The 17,048-nt window shown below is 70.6% G+C and carries 13 protein-coding genes and 1 pseudogene; 5 read left to right on the top strand and 9 right to left on the bottom strand.

Features of this window, described 5'->3' with window-relative positions; translation table 11 throughout:
• The first annotated feature begins 22 nt into the window (after positions 1–22).
• Both LQ326_RS05715 and LQ326_RS05710 read left to right on the top strand, forming a co-directional pair.
• Entirely contained in the window at positions 23–1,633 is a 1,611-nt protein-coding gene (locus LQ326_RS05715; protein WP_234533308.1) for a penicillin-binding transpeptidase domain-containing protein, read from the top strand.
• Positions 1,634–1,736: 103 nt separating this feature from the next.
• Entirely contained in the window at positions 1,737–3,401 is a 1,665-nt protein-coding gene (locus LQ326_RS05710) for a penicillin-binding transpeptidase domain-containing protein (protein ID WP_234533306.1), read from the top strand.
• A gap of 25 nt (positions 3,402–3,426) precedes the next feature.
• Here the strand turns inward: LQ326_RS05710 and LQ326_RS05705 are convergent, their stop codons facing one another.
• Positions 3,427–3,774 (bottom strand): SsgA family sporulation/cell division regulator, encoded by a 348-nt coding sequence (locus LQ326_RS05705; RefSeq protein WP_181804396.1) that lies wholly within the window; start codon positions 3,772–3,774, stop codon positions 3,427–3,429.
• Between the two features lie 326 nt (positions 3,775–4,100).
• Between LQ326_RS05705 and LQ326_RS05700 the strand changes: the two genes are divergently transcribed.
• Complete coding sequence (locus LQ326_RS05700) at positions 4,101–5,270, top strand: serine hydrolase domain-containing protein (RefSeq protein WP_234533304.1); 1,170 nt, start codon at positions 4,101–4,103, stop codon at positions 5,268–5,270.
• Positions 5,271–5,297: 27 nt separating this feature from the next.
• On the opposite strand, the gene LQ326_RS05695 is transcribed toward LQ326_RS05700, so the two are convergent.
• The 5 genes from LQ326_RS05695 to LQ326_RS05675 form a co-directional block, all read right to left on the bottom strand.
• A complete protein-coding gene (locus LQ326_RS05695) occupies positions 5,298–5,573 on the bottom strand; it encodes a DUF1876 domain-containing protein (RefSeq protein WP_234533303.1) in 276 nt (91 codons plus the stop codon).
• 106 nt (positions 5,574–5,679) lie between these two features.
• Positions 5,680–6,561 (bottom strand): NAD(P)-dependent oxidoreductase, encoded by an 882-nt coding sequence (locus LQ326_RS05690; protein WP_234533301.1) that lies wholly within the window; start codon positions 6,559–6,561, stop codon positions 5,680–5,682.
• A gap of 147 nt (positions 6,562–6,708) precedes the next feature.
• On the bottom strand, positions 6,709–9,462 hold the full coding sequence (locus tag LQ326_RS05685) for a bifunctional YncE/alkaline phosphatase family protein (RefSeq protein ID WP_234533299.1): 2,754 nt from the start codon (positions 9,460–9,462) through the stop codon (positions 6,709–6,711).
• Positions 9,463–9,476: 14 nt separating this feature from the next.
• On the bottom strand, positions 9,477–10,841 hold the full coding sequence (locus LQ326_RS05680) for an ABC transporter permease (RefSeq protein ID WP_234533297.1): 1,365 nt from the start codon (positions 10,839–10,841) through the stop codon (positions 9,477–9,479).
• The gene (locus LQ326_RS05675) at positions 10,838–11,785 is read right to left on the bottom strand and encodes an ABC transporter ATP-binding protein (protein ID WP_234533618.1); all 948 of its coding nucleotides are present in this window, start codon (positions 11,783–11,785) and stop codon (positions 10,838–10,840) included. Before LQ326_RS05675 ends, LQ326_RS05680 begins: the two co-directional genes overlap by 4 nt.
• 287 nt (positions 11,786–12,072) lie before the next feature.
• Between LQ326_RS05675 and LQ326_RS05670 the strand changes: the two genes are divergently transcribed.
• Positions 12,073–12,822 carry a hypothetical protein gene (locus LQ326_RS05670; RefSeq protein WP_234533295.1) on the top strand — a complete coding sequence of 250 codons (750 nt, stop codon included), beginning with the start codon at positions 12,073–12,075 and terminating at the stop codon, positions 12,820–12,822.
• Between the two features lie 292 nt (positions 12,823–13,114).
• A complete protein-coding gene (locus LQ326_RS05665) occupies positions 13,115–13,828 on the top strand; it encodes a hypothetical protein (protein ID WP_234533644.1) in 714 nt (237 codons plus the stop codon).
• Positions 13,829–13,847: 19 nt separating this feature from the next.
• On the opposite strand, the pseudogene LQ326_RS05660 reads toward LQ326_RS05665, so the two are convergent.
• From LQ326_RS05660 to LQ326_RS05650, 3 genes and pseudogenes are all read right to left on the bottom strand, one after another.
• A pseudogene (locus LQ326_RS05660) lies at positions 13,848–14,002 on the bottom strand (EamA family transporter); the annotation flags it as partial.
• Entirely contained in the window at positions 13,999–14,520 is a 522-nt protein-coding gene (locus LQ326_RS05655) for a YbaK/EbsC family protein (protein WP_234533294.1), read from the bottom strand. The pseudogene LQ326_RS05660 and the gene LQ326_RS05655, both read right to left, overlap by 4 nt.
• Positions 14,521–14,646: 126 nt before the next feature.
• Positions 14,647–16,974, bottom strand: coding sequence for an MMPL family transporter (locus tag LQ326_RS05650; protein ID WP_234533292.1), 2,328 nt, complete (start codon positions 16,972–16,974; stop codon positions 14,647–14,649).
• Positions 16,975–17,048: the final 74 nt, after the last annotated feature.

The raw sequence follows: 17,048 nt of genomic DNA, 5'->3' as shown, positions 1-17,048 counted from the left end.
GCGGGGAGGGATTTTTCGCACCATGCGCAAGGGGGTCAAGGGTGCCCTGATCGGCGGCGTCTGCGCGGCCGTGCTGGGCGGGGGCGGATACGGCGCCTACAACGTCCTGTCGACGCTCCACGGTGACGGCACGCCGGCCGTGCGGACCGGGCCGCCGACCAAGGACGAGATCAAGGACACCACGCAGAAGTTCTTCACGGCCTGGGAGAAGGGCCAGTCGGTGACCGCGGCGTCGTACACGAACGACTCCGCCGACGCCGAACCGGTACTGACGTCCTTCAGCGACGTGGCGCACATCAAGGACGTGCGCATCACGCCCGGAAAGGCGACCGGCGCCACCGTGCCCTACAGCGTGCAGGCGACCGTGTCCTACGGCGGGAAGTCGAAACCGCTCGCCTACCGGAGCCGGCTGAAAATCGTGCGCGGCGAGACCACGCACCGCGCGCTCGTCGACTGGGATCCGTCCGTGGTCCACCCGGAGCTCCGGCGCGGCGACACCCTGTCCACCGGCGAGGCGGCGAGCCCGCCGATCGAGGCCGTGGACCGCGAGGGCAAGGTGCTCACGAAGGACAAGTACCCGTCCCTGGGCCCGATCCTGGACGAGCTGCGCAGCCGGTACGGCGACAAGGCGGGCGGCACCCCCGGTGTGGAGCTGGTCATCCGGCACGCGTCCGCGGAGTCCGCCGACACCACGCTGCTGACCCTCGCCGAGGGCAAGGCGGGCAAGCTGCACACGACGCTCGACGCGCGCCTGCAGGCCGCCGCCGAGACCGCGGTGACGAAGTACACCGAGTCGTCAGTGGTGGCCGTCAAGCCCAGCACCGGCGAGGTGCTGGCGGTCGCCAACCACCGCGAGGACGGCTTCAACGCGGCCTTCCTGGGCGAGCTGGCACCCGGCTCCACCATGAAGATCATCAGTGCCGCCACCCTCATCGACACCGGCCTGACGACGGCGAACGGCCCGGCGCCCTGCCCGCCGACCGCGACCTGGCAGAGCCAGACCTTCAGCAACCTCAAGGGGCTTCGGCCGGACGAGCAGGCCACCCTCTCGGACAGCTTCGCGCGCTCGTGCAACACGGCGTTCGTGAAGTACGCGGACTCGGTCCAGGTCGACTCGCTCACCAAGGAGGCCGAGGACCACTTCGGGCTCGGGCGGAACAACTGGAAGGTCGGCATCCCGAGTTTCGACGGGCGGGTTCCCGCCTCCGGCGGCCCGGACACCGCGGCCAACCTGATCGGCCAGGGCCAGGTGCAGATGTCCCCGCTGAACATGGCCTCCGTGGCGGCGACCGCGATGACCGGCACCTTCCGGCAGCCGGTGCTCGTCCCGCAGAAGCTGGACGGCCGGGAACTGGCCACCGCCAAGGGCCTGCCGGCCACCACGGCCGCCCAGCTGCGCGCCATGATGAACCGCACCGCCACCAGCGGCACCGCGGCCGGTGTGATGCGCGGGCTGAGCGGCAGCATCGGCGCCAAGACGGGTTCGGCGGAGGTCGACGGCCAGTCCAAGTCGAACAGCTGGTTCGCCGGCTACCGCGACGACGTCGCGGCCGCGGCCATGACCCAGGACGGCGGCCACGGCATCGACGCGGCCGGTCCGATTGTCGCGAGTGTGCTACGGATCGGTGGCTGACGTCACCCTCACAGGCCGGGACTCTAGGCTTGGTCCGTCGTTGGGGAGCGTGAGGGCCACGGGGCGACGGGGACCCCGGGGAATTGTGCGGAGGAAGTGAGCTGTGGGCAAGAGAAGGCGCGTCGCCGAGCGACGGAAGAACAGACCCGCCGTCATCGGCGGGATGATCGCCGTCGTCGTCGGTGGCGCGGGCTTCGGCCTCTACGCCCTCTACGGCGGCGGGGCGGCCGACGCGGCGTCGGCGGCCGGCCACAAGCCCGTCAAGACCGGCCCGCTCTCCGCCACCGAGGTGCAGACGACGGCGCGCACCTTCCTGTCGTCCTGGCAGCAGGGCAAGGTCACCCGGGCCGCCGCCGTCACCGACGACAGCAAGGCCTGTGTCAGGCTCCTCACCGGCTATGCCCAGGACGCCCACGTCAAGGACGTCACCCTCACCGAAGGCACCCGCAGCGGTGACAAGGTCCCCTTCTCCGTGAAGGCGACGGTGTCGTACAAGGGCGTCAGCAAGCCGCTGTCGTACGACTCCGCGTTCACCGTGATCCGGCGGACCAGCGACGGCAAGCCGGTGGTCGACTGGCACGCCGCGGTCGTCCACCCGGACCTCTCGGACGGCGACACCCTGGTCACCGGCGAGTCCGGCACCCCGCCGATCAAGGCCCTGGACCGCGACGGCGGGGAGATCACCACCGCCAGGTACCCGTCACTGGGCTCGGTCCTGGACGGACTGCGGGAGAAGTTCGGCAAGAAGGCCGGCGGCAAGGCGGGCGTCGAACTGCGCGTGGTGCGCGGCACGGCGTCCGAGAAGGCGAAGCTGTCCGACAAGACGCTCCTGGAGCTCAGCAAGGGCACGCCGGGCACCGTGAAGACCACGCTCAGCCCGACCCTGCAGGCGGCCGCCGAGAAGCAGGTCACCACACAGAAGAACGCCTCGGTCGTGATGATGCGCCCCTCGACCGGTGAGGTCCTCGCCGTCGCCAACTCCGGCCACGGCTTCAACGTGGCCTTCCAGGGCTCCCTCGCGCCCGGCTCCACGATGAAGATCATCACGTCGACGATGCTGTTCGAGAAGGGGCTCATCACCCCGGACGCGTCGCACCCCTGCCCGAAGACGTACAAGCTCGCCGGGTGGACGTTCCACAACGACGACGACTCCGAGATCAAGAAGGGCTCGTTCAAGCTCAGCTTCGGCGCCTCCTGCAACAACGCCTTCATCGACTTCGCGCCGAAGCTGTCCAACAGCGACCTGACCACCGAGGCCCAGCAGGTCTACGGCCTCGGCATGAACAACTGGGCCATCGGTGTGCCGACCTTCGACGGCTCCGTCCCGGTGCAGAGCGGCGCGCAGATGGGCGCCTCGCTGATCGGGCAGGGCGGGGTGCGCATGAACCCGCTGAACATGGCGTCGGTGTCGGCGACCGTGGACACCGGCTCCTTCCACCAGCCCTACCTGGTCGCCCCGAGCGTCGACAACCGGACGATCGCGAAGGCCTCGCGCACGATGTCGTCGAAGACGCAGTCGCAGCTGAAGGAGGTCATGCAGTACACGGCGGCGTACGGCACGGCCGCCAAGGCGATGTCCGGCCTGAGTTCGAGCTGCGGCGCCAAGACGGGGTCGGCCGAGGTCGACAGCCAGAAGAAGCCCAACGGCTGGTTCACCGCGTACTGCGGTGACTTCGCGGCCGCGGGCGTGGTCCAGGCGGGCGGCCACGGCGGCGACACGGCCGGGCCGATCGTGGCGGCACTGCTGAAGCTCGGGTCGTCCCTCTAGAGGTCCCCTGGGGCCGGAGGCCGCGTCAGCCGGCCACGGGAGTGGCCATGTAGGTCCGCCGGAGGAAGCGCAGCAGCGCCTTCGACTCGAACTGCACCACCGATGTGCCGTGGTCGGAGTGGAACTCCACCACGGCCTGGACCCGGCCCAGCGGCCACACCCGTACGTCACCGCTCTCCGCGGGCGCCCTGAGGCCCTGCTCCAGCAGTGCGCGCGAGAACGTCCACTCGTCCGTGCCGGGCAGGCCGACCCGTACGGACCGTGGATCGGCGTCGGGGTCGTAACGCAGGACGACGGGCACCGCGGGCGGCTCGTCCCGTGCGTCCTCGTCCGTGAGGATGTGGGCTCGCGCATACTGCTCGACTACAGACATCGGACTGCCCTTTACGCTCCGTGATCCGTGCGAAAGCTGTGCATCCGCTAAATCTGCTTTATCTCTAATGTCGCACATTTTCCGGAATGCGCTTGCGGGGCCCAGGCCGCCCGGCACCCGACGGTGACCGCCTGCCGGGCCGACCGCTCGTACGCGCTCGCGCTGCCGCTGTCCGCCCTCGCCGGCTGCCTGCCGGGACAAGTCCTGTGCCCACTGCTCCCGCCTACCCCGACGGACGGCCTTCCCACCCGCGTACCGAGGAATCGAAGGCCCCGCGGCCATGTTTCACTCACTGTCGCCAGGCGAGTGGGTGGAGGGATCAGGACGTGGACGTGCACGGCACTGTGGCCGAGGGCTTCGAGCCGGTCAGGGACGCGTTCGCGAGCAACTTCGAGTTGCTCGGGGACCGGGGCGCGGCGGTGGCCGTGTACCGGGACGGGCACCGGGTCGTCGACCTGTGGGGCGGCACCCGTGACTTCGACGGTGCCGCGGGCGACGCGCCGTGGGAGCACGGCACCGCCCAGATCGTGCGCTCGGCCACCAAGGGCGTCGCCGCCGCCGTGCTGCTGCTCCTGCACCAGCGCGGGGAGCTGGACCTGGACGCGCCGGTGGGTGAGTACTGGCCGGAGTACAAGGCGGCCGGCAAGGAGCGGACGCTGGTCCGGCAGCTGCTCTCGCACCGCGCGGGCGTGCCGGTGCTGGACCGGCCGCTCACGCCCGCGGAGGCCGCCGACCCCGACCTCGGCGCGGCCGCCGTGGCGGCCCAGGCACCGGTGTGGGAGCCGGGCACCGACCACGGCTACCACGCGCAGACCTACAGCTGGCTGACCGGTGAGCTGGTGCGGCGGGTGACCGGGCGGACCATCGGCGAGTGGATTGCGGACGAGATCGCCGGGCCGGCCGGCGCCGAGCTGTGGCTCGGGCTGCCGACGGCACAGCAGGCGCGGGTGGGGCGGGTGGGGCCGGTCGAGTCGCCCGCGACCGCGGGCGCGCTGCGCACCCGGCCCAAGCGCGCCGTCTCCGAGGCGTACGCCGACCCGGGGTCGCTGACCCGCCGGGCGTTCGGCGCGATCAGCCCGCTCCCGGACGAGAACGACCCCGCCTACCGCGCGGCAGCCCTCCCCGCCTCGAACGGCGTCGCCACCGCCGACGGCCTGGCGCGCTTCTACGCCTCGCTGATCGGCGAGGTCGACGGCGGCAGGCGGCTGTTCACGCCGCAGACCGTGGAGCTGGCCCGCGCCGAGCAGTCGGCCGGTGCGGACCGGGTGCTGGTCGTCGCCACCCGCTTCGGGCTCGGCTACATGCTGCACGGCAGCGCGTCCCCGCTGCTCTCCCCCGGCTCCTTCGGCCATCCGGGCCGCGGCGGCGCGCTCGCCTTCGCGGACCCCGGGGCGGGCATCGCCTTCGGCTATGTCACCAACGGCTTCCGCAAGAGCGTGACGGCGGACCCGCGGGCGCAGGCGCTGGTGCGCGCGGTGCGCGCGGCGCTGTCCTGACCGCCGCCCACGCCTCGCGCGCACCCCTCAGATGTTGATCGGGTGGGACTGCCGGCCGGAATCCGTGTCGATCTCCTCGTGCGCCTTGGTCAGCAACTGCATGGCCAGTTCGTTCAGGGCGCGGGCACCGGCGATCTCCTCGCCGACCCTGGGCTGATTTCTGTCGGACTCGTGACGGCTCGCGTGGCCGTGTGCCCGTACCTCGCTGCCGTCGCGCAGCCGGACCAGGGCCACCGCACGCGTATGCGTGGCGTCCTCCTGGAACTCCAGCTCCACATGCCAGCCCGCAATGGTCTGCGTCATGGGGACCACCTCCGGAATCGCTGATTCCAGGGTGCTCCTCGGGGCCCGGACCGTCACGTCGGCGCGGGCCGCCACCGGCCACCTGCCCGCTGCCTGTACCTGTCCCCTACCTGTCCTCGAAGCTGGCGAAGTACGCGGCGGCCATGTCCTCGTCGGCGTGTCCCTGGGCGGCGGCGCGGGCGAAGCGTTCGGCGGCCGCCTCGGCGACGTCCAGGCGCACGCCGTGGCTCGCGCCGGCGGCGACGATCAGCCGGGCGTCCTTCCCGGCGGTGTCCACCGCGAACGAGGGCGGGGTCAGCCCGTCGTCGAGGATCAGGCCGGCCTTGGCCCGCAGGTAGCCCATGTCGAGGGGGCCGCCCGCGATCAGGTCGAAGAAGTGCTGCGGGTCCACCCCGAGGCCGTGCGCCAGCGCGACCACCTCGCCCGCCGCCGCGGTGGTGGCGAGGACCCAGCTGTTGGCGACCAGCTTGAGCCGGGTCGCCGCGGCCGAGGCCCCGTCGTCGCCGGTCCACACCGTGCGGGCGCCGACGGCGTCGAAGACCGGTGTGGCCTTCTCCCGGTACTGCTCGGGCCCCGCGGCCAGGACGGTGAGCTGTCCGGCCTCCGCGGGCTGACGGGTGCCGAGGACCGGGGCGTCGTAGAAGACCAGGTCGTGCTCGCGGGCGAACGCGGCAAGTTCGGGAATCTGGTCGAGGCCCGCGGTGGTCGACTGGATCCAGACGGCCCCGGGCCGCAGCGACCCGGCCGCCTCGCGCAGCGTCTCCAGGGCGGTGGCGCCGTCGTACAGCATGGTCAGGACGACGTCGGCGCCCTCGACGGCCTCGGCCGGGGTGCCGGTGACCTGGGCGCCGTCGGCCGCGAGGGGTTCGGCCTTGGCGCGGGTGCGGTTCCAGGCGCGGACGGTGTGCCCGGCCTTCAGGAGGTTGCGGGCCATCGCGGCGCCCATGATGCCGGTGCCCAGCACGGCCACGGTCGGCTTGTCGGTCATGACGTCTCCCTGTCCTCGTACGTTCCGCAGCCAGCTTGGCGCACCGCGGGCCACCCGGCGGCCGCATCCAGGTATCCCCGCGGCGCGCCGGAAAACGCGGGGGACCCCGGTCCGCCGACCGGGGTCCCCTGACGGGGGCGGGCCTTGTCAGCCGTCGTTCTCCGCGGAGGGGAGGTAGGCGCCCGGCACGTCGTTCGGCGAGTAGATCTTCTTGTCGCCGGGGTAGGGCTTGGTCCAGTTGTGGGTCTGGTACCAGGTGTAACGGTTCATCTGGGTGGGGTTCGCGTAGTCCGGCACCGCGTTCTTGCCGGTCAGCCGCTGGTGCGAGGCCCAGCTCCGCCACTGCGCCGCGACCGAGCTCTCGGCCGCCGGCACGGAGACCGACGTCGGCGCGGCCGCCGCCCGGGCGTCCTGGGCCGCCGGGGTGTCCGAGCCGCAGGCCGGCTGCGGGCTCACCCCGAGGGTCAGCGAGGTCCGGTTCGGGACCGCCGTGAACGGTGTGGCGTCCGCCTTGCTCGTGAACGCCCCGTACATCGGGGTGGCCGCGCTGTCGAGCTGGTTCATCGGATGCATGCCGAGGATCTGCTCGATGGTGCGGACCATGGTGATCTGCGAGTAGTAGTGGTCGTCGACCGTGCCGCGCTGCGCGTACGGGCTGATGACCTGGACCGGGGCGCGGTGGCCGTCGACGTGGTCGAGGCCGGCCTGCGAGTCGTCCTCGACGACGAAGATCGCCGAGTCCTTCCAGTACTTGCTGTGGGTGATCTCGTCGACCATCCGGCCGACCGCCAGGTCGTTGTCGGCGACCTCGGCGGCCGCGTTCGCGGGACCGCCGGTGTGGTCGTTGGAGAACCAGAACATGTTCAGGTTCGCCGGGCCGTTCTTCTCGAAGTCCTGCTTCCAGATCTGCTCTTTGTAGATGTCCGGGACGTTGAGGTCGAACAGCGGGAAGCCCTGCACCGACACGTCGTTGAGGGAGGGGATCGCCGAGCCCGTCTTGATGGGGTAGGCGGTCTGCGCGCCCGTCGCGGCCATGTTCTTGCTGTCGCAGTACAGGTTCTGCCAGGTCGCGCCGGCCGGCTTGCTCTCGTACGACTGGAACTCACCGAAGTCCTTGACGGTCTGGCCGGCCGCCTGCGCGCCGGTCCACAGGAACCCGGTCTTCTGGTGGCCGAGGGCGTCGTCCTCGGTGTCGTAGCTGCGGGTGTACTCGCCGGCCGACGACTCGGTGTACTCCGGGTTGTCGGACTGCATCAGCCAGTTGTGGCCCTCGGCGGAGTTGGTGCCGATGTCGTAGAAGTTGTCGTACAGGCCGAACTGCTGCGCCAGCGCGTGCTGGTTGGGCGTGACGTTCTCGCCGAACTGGGTGAGCGCCGGGTCGCCGTTGCCCTGCGGCAGGTCGCCGAGGACCTGGTCGTAGGTGCGGTTCTCCTTGACGAGCAGGAAGACGTGCTTGATCGTCGACGGGTCGCCGATCCGCTTCGGGACCGGGACGGCCTTCCTGTGGCTGTCGCTCTTGGCGGTCCTGACCGAGTTGGACGTCCAGCCGTTCTGCTTGAACACCTTGGCCGTCTCGGCCCTGACGACCTGGTCGCTGGGCAGCGTGAACTGGGTGAGGCTCGACGTGGTGTCGTGCGTGTTGTGGCCGGCGGCGTCGGGGCGCAGCGCGTCGATGCCACGGGTGTTGGCGACCACGATCTTCTTGCCGAGGGCGGTGATCCCCGACGGGAAGTAGTCGGTGGGGAGCAGTCCGACGTAGCGGGCGGGCTGCTGCGGGGAGCTGTAGCGGTAGACGGCGACGGCGTTGGCGCGGCCGAGGGTCACCAGGAGCCGGCCGTCGTCGGTGAGGGTGACCGCGTTCGGCTCGTAGCCGACGGACGCCTCGGGCCACGGCTGGGTGGCGATGGTCTGGACGACCTTGTCCTTGCGGCTGTCGATGACCGACACGCTGTTGTCGGCGGTGTTGGTGACGAACACCGCGCCCTTGTTCTCGTACACGGCGGTCGGGTGCAGGCCGACGTCGATGGCGCCGACGGCGGCGGACGGGTCCGCGGTGTCGATGACACTGACCGTGCCGGTGGTGCTGGCGCCGGTCTTCGGGTCGGCGACCACGTTGGTGCCGTAGGAGTTGATGGTGGTGTCACCGGCCTCGGCCGGGCGCCCGCCCTCGTTGCTGACGTAGAGCTTGCCGCCGGCCAGGGCGAGACCGCGCGGGGCGTTGCCGACCGCCCAGGTCTGCTTGACCGCTCCGGTCGCCGCGTCTATGGCGACCACCTTGTTCTCACCGTTGACCGCGGAGTACACGGTGGAACCGTCGGCGGTGAACACGGCCGCGCCCACCAGCGCCTTCTTGGAGCCGTCGGCCGCGATCGGTACGGCCGTGGGGTTCGCCAGGGTGCCGTCGGCGTTGACGGTGAACCTGGTGTAGCCGCCCGCCTGGCCCAGCCACAGCTGCGTGCCGTCGGGCGAGTAGGTCGGGCCCTCCTGACCGACCGCGCCGCTGCTGATGCGCAGGTCGTCAGCGGTGCTGGTGCCGATCTTCTGCTTGACCTGACCGGTCGCCAGGTCGACGACGACCAGGGAGGCGTCACCGTCGGCGATCGAGGCGGCGAGGTGGGTGCCGTCCGGGCTGACGGTCGACGACATGATCTTGCCGTCGTTGATGACGCTGCGAGTGCCGTAGGGGTTGATGTACTGGTCGGCGGCGACGACCTGGCCGTTGGCGGTGGTCTGGCCGACCTGCTGGGTGCCGAACTGGTAGGTCGAGGCGACCGCGGTGCCCGTGACGCCGAGGACGACGGCGATACCCGACGTCACCAGCAGGGTGTGGCGGCCGACGTGTCTGCCGAAGAGGCGGAACTGCTTCTTCTCGTTGATCCGGCGCTGGCGTGTTACCTGCACGGAACTCTTTCCCTTCAGTGGTGATCGAGCAGGTCGACGTTGCCGTCGAACTGCCACAGCGGATTCGGGGCGTCGCCGGTCGAAGTCCGTACGAGGAAGTAGCCGTTGACTTCCTTGGGACCGTCGCCGTCGGCCACGAACCGCCCGTCCGAGGTGATGTCGAGCTGGTAGACCGCCGTCCCCGTGACCGCGGTGACGCCGGGGAGGTGCCAGCTGACGACGCACCGCCAGTCGTTGCCCGCGCCCTCCTGGGCGGCCTGGCCGTCGCTCTTGGTGCAGGCGGCCGTGGCCTTCAGCTGCGCCTCGGTGACGGCGGGCCGGTGCAGTTGCCCGGTCTGCAGCCGGTAGAGGTGGGCGAACACGGTGGCGAGGGACTTCTGGACCTTGGCCTGCTCGATCCCGGAGCCCGTCGACGTGGTGGTCACGGCGACCGCCCCGACGGTGAGGGCGGTCAGCGCGGCCAGCGGCAGCACGCCGAGGGTGAGCGCGCGGCGCCCGGAGCCGTCGTCGGCCGGGTTGGTGAAGTCCCGCCGCACGAACAGCACATACGCCAAGGCGGTGGCGAGCACCGTCCACGCCAGGCTCACCGCGACGCCGATCAGGAGCGGGGTGAGCTGCTCGGGACTGGTGAACAGACCGTTCCAGGAGATGAAGGCGTAGCCGGGCAGGGCGAGACGCACGGCCACGGGCAGCGGCAGCATCTGGGCGACCGACATCGCGAGCGCGACGACCGGGGGCAGCAGCAGGCCCATCGGGGAGCGGCCGAGGGCGACCGAGCCGAGCAGTCCGATCGCGGCGAGGGAGAGGGCCGGGGCGAGGGCCGCGAGCCAGGCCAGCAGCACCCGGCCGGCCGCGTCGCCGGACGACAGCAGGTGGCCGTCGAGGCCGACCAGCGGCTGGTCGCCGACCGACGCCAGGCCGCCGAGCGTGCTGGAGACGGCCAGTCCGGCCACCAGCAGCAGGATGACGGTGAGGCTGGCCAGTGACTTCGCCACGAAGATCCGCGCGGGCGAGCGGACCGCCACCAGCAGGTGGCGCCAGGTGCCGAGCCGGTCCTCGGCGGCGAACACGTCACCGGCGACCACCGACGTGAGCAGCGGCAGCGCCCAGGTGCCGGCGAAACCGAGCATCACCAGCGGCCCGGCCCAGCCGGTGGCGTGCATCCAGCGGCCGAAGAGCGTGTCGGAGGGGAGCGTGCTCTGCTGGCCGACCCCGGCGACGAAGAGCCCCGGCGCGATCCAGCAGGCGAGCACCAGCAGCCGGATCCGCCACTGCGAGACCAGCTTCACCAGCTCGAAGCGGTAGGCGCGCGAGACGGGGACACGGGGGGCGACGGGCGCGGCCGGGACAGGGGGCGTGACGGCGGTGGTCGCGGTCATCGGCCGGCCTCCTGGTGCTCGGTGAGGGCGAGGAACGCGGCTTCCAGCGGGGACACGACCGGGGCGAGTTCGCGTACCGCGACGCCCGACCGCACGACCTGGGCGACGAGTTCGTCGAGGGCGGCCACCAGGGCGCGTACGACGAGCACGTCGGGGTCCTGCCGCAGGCCGAGGCCGGTGTCGTCGACGATCCGGACACCGGAGGTGCCGTCGGCGAGCCGGCGCGCGGTCTCGGGGTCGGAGGTGCGCAGCCGGTAGTCGAGTTCGCGGTTCTCGGCGGCCAGCTTGCTCAGCGGGCCGGAGAACACCACCCGCCCGGTGGCGAGGATGGTGACCTCGGAGCACAGTGCCTCCAGGTCGTCCATCCGGTGGCTGGAGAGCACCACGGCGGTGCCGTCGGCGGCGAGCCGGGTGAGGACGCGGTGCACATGTCTCTTGCCGGCCGGGTCGAGGCCGTTGGCGGGCTCGTCGAGCACGAGCAGCCGGGGCCGGGTGAGCAGGGCGGCGGCGAGGCCGAGCCGCTGACGCATGCCGAGGGAGAAGCCGCGGGCCTTGTCGTCGGCGACGTCGGTGAGCCCGACCTCGCCGAGCATCTCGTCGATCGCCGCGGTCCCGCTGCCGAGACCGCGCAGCGCGGCCAGCGCGGCGAGGTTCTGCCGCGCGGTGAGCGAGGGGTAGAGACCGGGCGCGTCCACGAAACCGGCGACCCCGCCGGGCACGGCGAGGGCCCGCTCGACCGGCGTGCCCAGGATCTCCAGCCGGCCGCCGTCGGCGACGGCCAGCCCCAGCAGCAGGCCGAGCAGCGTCGTCTTGCCCGCGCCGTTCGGCCCGACCAGACCGTGGATCTGACCTTGCGTCACATCCAGGTCCACGGCGTCCAACGCGACGACGTCGCCGAAGCACTTGGTGATCCCGTGGGCCCGGACTGCGTGGAGTGTGTCCATGAGTCCCATGCGTCCCTTCTTCCGCAATCCGCAGGGACTTTATGGAGACCACACAACCCAGGCACAGGCTGTCGGCTGAACGTTCGAGGAACGGTTCGTCAAGGCAACCTCAAGTCCGCCAGCCCTGCGCCTCACTGGGCTCCGGCCCGGCCGACGGGCGGGCACCGCGCCGATGTTCACCGCGCTTCGCCCCCTCGGCTACCCGGCACGCGGCATCAGCCCGATCCCCACGACCACGAGGCCGCCGCGATCCTGGGCGCCCCGGACCGCTCCTACCTGTTCAGCGCTTGAACTTGGCGGCGGACTGGTTCCTCCAGTTGGGGTACTTCCTGACTCCGCGTCGAGTCGACCCACCTCGACGCGGACAACAACCGTTCGGCGCGGCAGCGGAACCGGAAGCGGCCGGGACGGGAAGCGATGCTGAAGGCGATGGGGAAGAAGAGATCCGGCACGTCATCGTCTACCACCCCGACCGGCTCATGCGGCAGCCCACGGACCTTGAGGTGGTGGTCCCCTTAGCCGACTACAAGCGCGTCTCAGACACCGCATATTTGGGTCGCACCGTGACGAACGGGACTGTCACAGTGATCCGTATGGAACCTCCTTCCGACACTGTGCTCATCTTCGACCGCGACGAGGACCTGCTCGTCTTCGAATCCTTCGTCCACGCTACGAACTGGATAGAGGCGATTGACGTCGATGAAGGTGAGTACACAGCGGCGTACTCACCGGACGGTGGCGTGTTGGCGCTGACTGCCCCCGAAGGCCCAGAAGGATCGGCCGTTCTGGCCAGGACCGGCAGCGAGGACCTGGCCGACTTGGAGCTGAGGGTGGCCCGCTACTGGCACCGCCACCAGACAGGGCAGCCCACGCGTGACCCGCTGCAGACAGCGCGGTTCCTGATCGAGAGGGACAACAAGCCGCGCAGGGGATGGCTGGGGCAGGTCATCGGCCTGCTGCGACGCGAAACAACTGGGACCGAACCAACCCCACCACCCCGTAGTGGCTCCACCGCGCAAGGCGACGGTGGCCGATGAGGGCTGCGGCTATGCCGACGAAGGCGAGGAAGTGCTCGGTCCTGTGCCCGTCGCCCGCCGCCCTGCGGACGTATGACCTGTGACGGCGGGACCACCCGCCGGAACAACGCCCACAACTCTCCGGCACCAACCGCTCGACCAGACCCTGCACGGCTCAAAGAGCAATCACGCCAAAGGAAACCGCGTCCAACTGGCCGGGAACCTCGCCGTTCAGGGCTCGGCAGTGGCGGCATCCTGGCATGCTTGCGGGATGCCGAGCGAGCGGGACGTACCGATGCATACGCTGCCCAGGGTGCTCAATCCCCTGTGGATCATCTCCCTCTTCCTCGGATTGTCCGAGACCACGGTGGGTATTGCGGCCGCGCTGTCGAATGGCTGGGTTCAGGGAGCTCTCGCAGTATTTGCGGTCACCTTCCCGGTTCTAGTGTCCGGAGCCTTCTTTTCCATTCTATGGAAGAAGCCAGAAGTGCTGTATGCACCGGGCGACTTCCCCGAGCATGTTTCAGTCACCGCCTACGTGGACGGTATGCGCCATGGCTCGGTGACAAACGCCGAACTGCTGCAATCAGTCGTACGGGACACCCTGGAAGACGTGATTCCCACCACGTTGTCTCAGGCAGTCACCCCTCAGCAGGTCACACAGCTGGTGGACCAGGCAATCGCCAGTGTTCACGAAGGCATCGCCAATCGCATGCTCTCCGTCGACCTGAGCGCCATCCACCCGGACTTCCGGGACTTCAGAACCGAATTCCCACTGGCCGATGGTGCGACGGTCGCCAACTTCCTTGACCGGCTGTGGGCCATCATGCGCGACCACGTACGGCCCTACACCTACGGCACCCACTGGGTTCTCATAGACCGGAAAAGCAATCACATTTTCCGTGACGTCGGGAGCACATGGGCGCGAACCCATTTCGGGCAGCCTGAAGATAATCGGCCCTTGAAGGAAATCGGTTTCCGCGTCGACATGGACCTCGCCGTGCTCCCCCTCCGTCACAGCGCTTGAGCAATCCATGGCCGTGGCACGCGGAGAACGGCATCAGCAGCAGCCCGATCAGCACCCCTCCGCCGGCGATCAGCGAAGAGCCGGCGAGTTTGTCGGTGATGCGGTGGGCGATGGCGTTCCAGCCGGCGTGCCTGACCGCGGTGAGCAGACGGCCGCGGTCACGGCAGGGGTCACACGGTGGGCTCGCGTACGTCCACGACGGTGGCGCCGGCGTGGGCCACCAGGGCGGCGGGCGCGATCGGGAAGACGGCATGGGGGTTGCCGGCGGCGGCCCACACCTCGTCGTGCCGCAGCAGCGCCCGGTCGGCGAGGACGCGGGTACGGGTGCGGTGCCCGAAGGGCGGCACGCCGCCGATGGCGTACCCGGTCGTCTCGCGTACGACGTCCGCCTTGGCCCTCGTCACCTTCTCGGCGCCGAGTTCCTTGCGGACCAGTTCGACGTCGACCCGGGAGGCGCCGTCCATCAGCACCAGCACCGGCACCCCGTCGGCCGCGAAGATCAGCGACTTGCAGATCTCGCTCAGCTCGCACCCGATCGCGGCGGCGGCCTCGGCCGCGGTACGGGTCGCGTCCGGGAAACGCCGGATCCGCGAGGTCAGCTCCCCGAGGCCGAGTTCCTCCAGAGCGGCGGCGAAGCGGGGATGGGCACCGGAGTCCCCGGTGCCGGTGTCAGTGGCGGCTGTCGTCGTCATGGGAGGCACGCTAGCCAAGCGCGGGAAGTGACGGCGAGTGGTTAACCCGGCGCGGCACGAGGAAGCCGGTGAGGGCGCCCCGTCCCCACGGACCCTCACCGGCGGTCTGTCACGAGCCGTACGACGTCAGACGCGTACCAGCTCCCGGTCCTCGTCGTTCTCGTCGTTGTCGTCGTTCTCGTCGTTGTCGTCGTTCTCGTCGTTGTCGTCGTCCTCGGCGTTGTCGTCGTCCTCGGCGTTCTCGGCGTTCTCGGCGTTCTCGGCGTTGTTCGCGTTCTCGGTGTTGTCGGCGGCCAGGGCGCGCAGGCCCTCGCCCTCGACGTCGACGTTGGGCAGCGCCCGGTCCAGCCACTTCGGCAGCCACCAGGCGCGCTTGCCGAGCAGGGCGAGCACCGCCGGGACGATCGCCATGCGGACGACGAAGGCGTCGAAGAAGACGGCGACGGCGAGGCCGAAGCCGATCATCTTGATCATGGACTCGCTGGAGGTGATGAAGCCGCCGAAGACGGAGATCATGATGACCGCGGCGGCGGCCACGACCCGCGCGCTGTGCCGGAAGCCGGTCACCACGGCCTGGCCGGGCGTCTCGCCGTGGACGTACGCCTCCCGCATCCGGGTCACGAGGAACACCTCGTAGTCCATGGCGAGACCGAAGACCACGCCCACCATGAAGATCGGCATCATCGACATGACCGGGCCGGTCTGCTCTACGCCGAGCAGCCCGCCGAGCCAGCCCCACTGGAAGACCGCGACGACGGCGCCGAGCGCGGCGAGCACGCTGAGCAGGAAGCCGAGGGCCGCCTTCAGCGGGACCAGGACGGAGCGGAAGACCGCGATCAGGAGCAGGAAGGCGAGGCCGACCACCAGCGCCAGGTACGGGATCAGCGCGTCGTTGAGCTTCTGCGAGAAGTCGATGTTCATCGCGGTGGTGCCGGTGACCAGGACCCGCGCCCCGGTGTCGGCCTTGACGTCGGCGCCCTGGGCGCGGATGGCGTGCACCAGGTCCTCGGTCTGCGCCGAGGACGGCTTGGAGTCCGGGATCACCGTGATCGTCGCGGTGTCGCCGGCCTTGTTGAACGCCGCCGGGGTCACCGTCACGACGTCCTTCAGGCCCTTGATGTCGTCGGCCACCTTGGTGGCCGCGGCCTTGGGGGCCGCACTGTCCTTGGCGTCGACCACGATCATCAGGGGGCCGTTGAAGCCGGGACCGAAGCCCTCCGACAGCAGGTCGTACGCCCGGCGCTGGGTCGTGGAGGTGGGCTGCGAGCCGTCGTCGGGCAGGCCCAGTTCGAGCCGTGAGGCCGGGAGGGCGATCGCGCCCAGTCCGACCACGCCGAGCAGCAGCACGGCCACCGGGCGGCGGACCACGAAGCTCGCCCAGCGGGCGCCCAGGCCGGGCTTGTCCTGCCGGGCCGTACGGGCATGCGTCCGGCGCTTCTCGCCCACGGCCCTGACCCGCCGGCCCGCGTAGCCGAGCATCGCCGGGATCATGGTCAGCGCGATGAGGACGGAGACCACGACCGTGCCCGCCGCCGCGAGGCCCATCTTCGTCAGCATCGGCACGCCGACGACCGAGAGACCCGCGAGCGCGATCACGACCGTGAGGCCCGCGAAGACCACCGCCGAGCCGGCCGTACCGGCGGCGCGGCCGACCGCCTCCTCGCGGTCGCGGCCCTCGGCCAGTTCGCCGCGGTAGCGGGAGACGATGAACAACGCGTAGTCGATGCCGACCGCGAGACCGATCATCAGCGCCAGTGTGGACGTGGTGTCACCGAGGTCGAGCGCCTTGGCGAGGGCGGTGATGGCGGAGACGCCGATACCGACGCCCATGATCGCCGTCAGCAGCGGCAGTCCGGCCGCGACCAGCGAGCCCAGGGTGATGAGGAGGACGACGGCGGCGATGGCGAGACCGATGGCCTCACCGGCGCCTCCCGCCTCGGCCCCGGCCTGGAGCGCGTCACCGCCGACCTCGACGGTCAGCCCGGCCCGCTGGGCGTTGTGCGCGGCCGCTTCCAGCGCGTCGCGGGAGGCGTCCTTGAGCTCCGTGCCGGAGACGTCGTAGCGCACCGAGGCGTAGGCGACCGTGCCGTCCTTGCTGACGGCGTGCTGCTTGTAGGGGTCGGTGACGGAGGTGACCTCCGAGCCGCCGGCCAGTTCCTTCACGGCCTTCTTGACGGTCGCCTTGTTGAGCTGGTCCGTCATCTTCTCGCCGGCCGGCGCCTTGAAGACCACGCGTGCGGTGGCACCGTCGGAGCTGGCGCCGGGGAAGCGCTGGTCCAGCAGGTCGAAGGCCTTCTGGGCCTCGGTGCCGGGGATCGAGAAGGAGCTGGAGCCGGCGGCGGGGGCGGAGGCGGCGGCGACGCCGGCCAGCGTCAGCAGCGCCACCCATATGAGGGCGACGAAGTGCCGTCGCCTGAAGGCGAACCGGCCCAGTTTGTAGAGGAACGTGGCCACGAGGGCGTACTCCCGGTCAGGTCGTGGGGTTTTCAGGGCAGGGTTGATCAACCCGGTGGGGACAGGGGTGATCG

The organism is Streptomyces shenzhenensis (genome assembly GCF_021462265.1).
GTDB lineage: Bacteria > Actinomycetota > Actinomycetes > Streptomycetales > Streptomycetaceae > Streptomyces > Streptomyces shenzhenensis.
Note: the sequence above shows the minus strand (reverse complement) of the source record. Positions and strands in the feature narration are given on the sequence as shown.

What these genes read in the sequence shown, in the direction of transcription:
- LQ326_RS05715 (WP_234533308.1), top strand. Translation starts at nt 23, where the DNA reads ATGCGCAAGGGGGTCAAGGGTGCCCTGATCGGCGGCGTCTGCGCGGCC.
- LQ326_RS05705 (WP_181804396.1), bottom strand. Translation starts at nt 3,774, where the DNA reads ATGTCTGTAGTCGAGCAGTATGCGCGAGCCCACATCCTCACGGACGAG.
- LQ326_RS05695 (WP_234533303.1), bottom strand. Translation starts at nt 5,573, where the DNA reads ATGACGCAGACCATTGCGGGCTGGCATGTGGAGCTGGAGTTCCAGGAG.
- LQ326_RS05690 (WP_234533301.1), bottom strand. Translation starts at nt 6,561, where the DNA reads ATGACCGACAAGCCGACCGTGGCCGTGCTGGGCACCGGCATCATGGGC.
- LQ326_RS05680 (WP_234533297.1), bottom strand. Translation starts at nt 10,841, where the DNA reads ATGACCGCGACCACCGCCGTCACGCCCCCTGTCCCGGCCGCGCCCGTC.
- LQ326_RS05675 (WP_234533618.1), bottom strand. Translation starts at nt 11,785, where the DNA reads ATGGACACACTCCACGCAGTCCGGGCCCACGGGATCACCAAGTGCTTC.
- LQ326_RS05655 (WP_234533294.1), bottom strand. Translation starts at nt 14,520, where the DNA reads ATGACGACGACAGCCGCCACTGACACCGGCACCGGGGACTCCGGTGCC.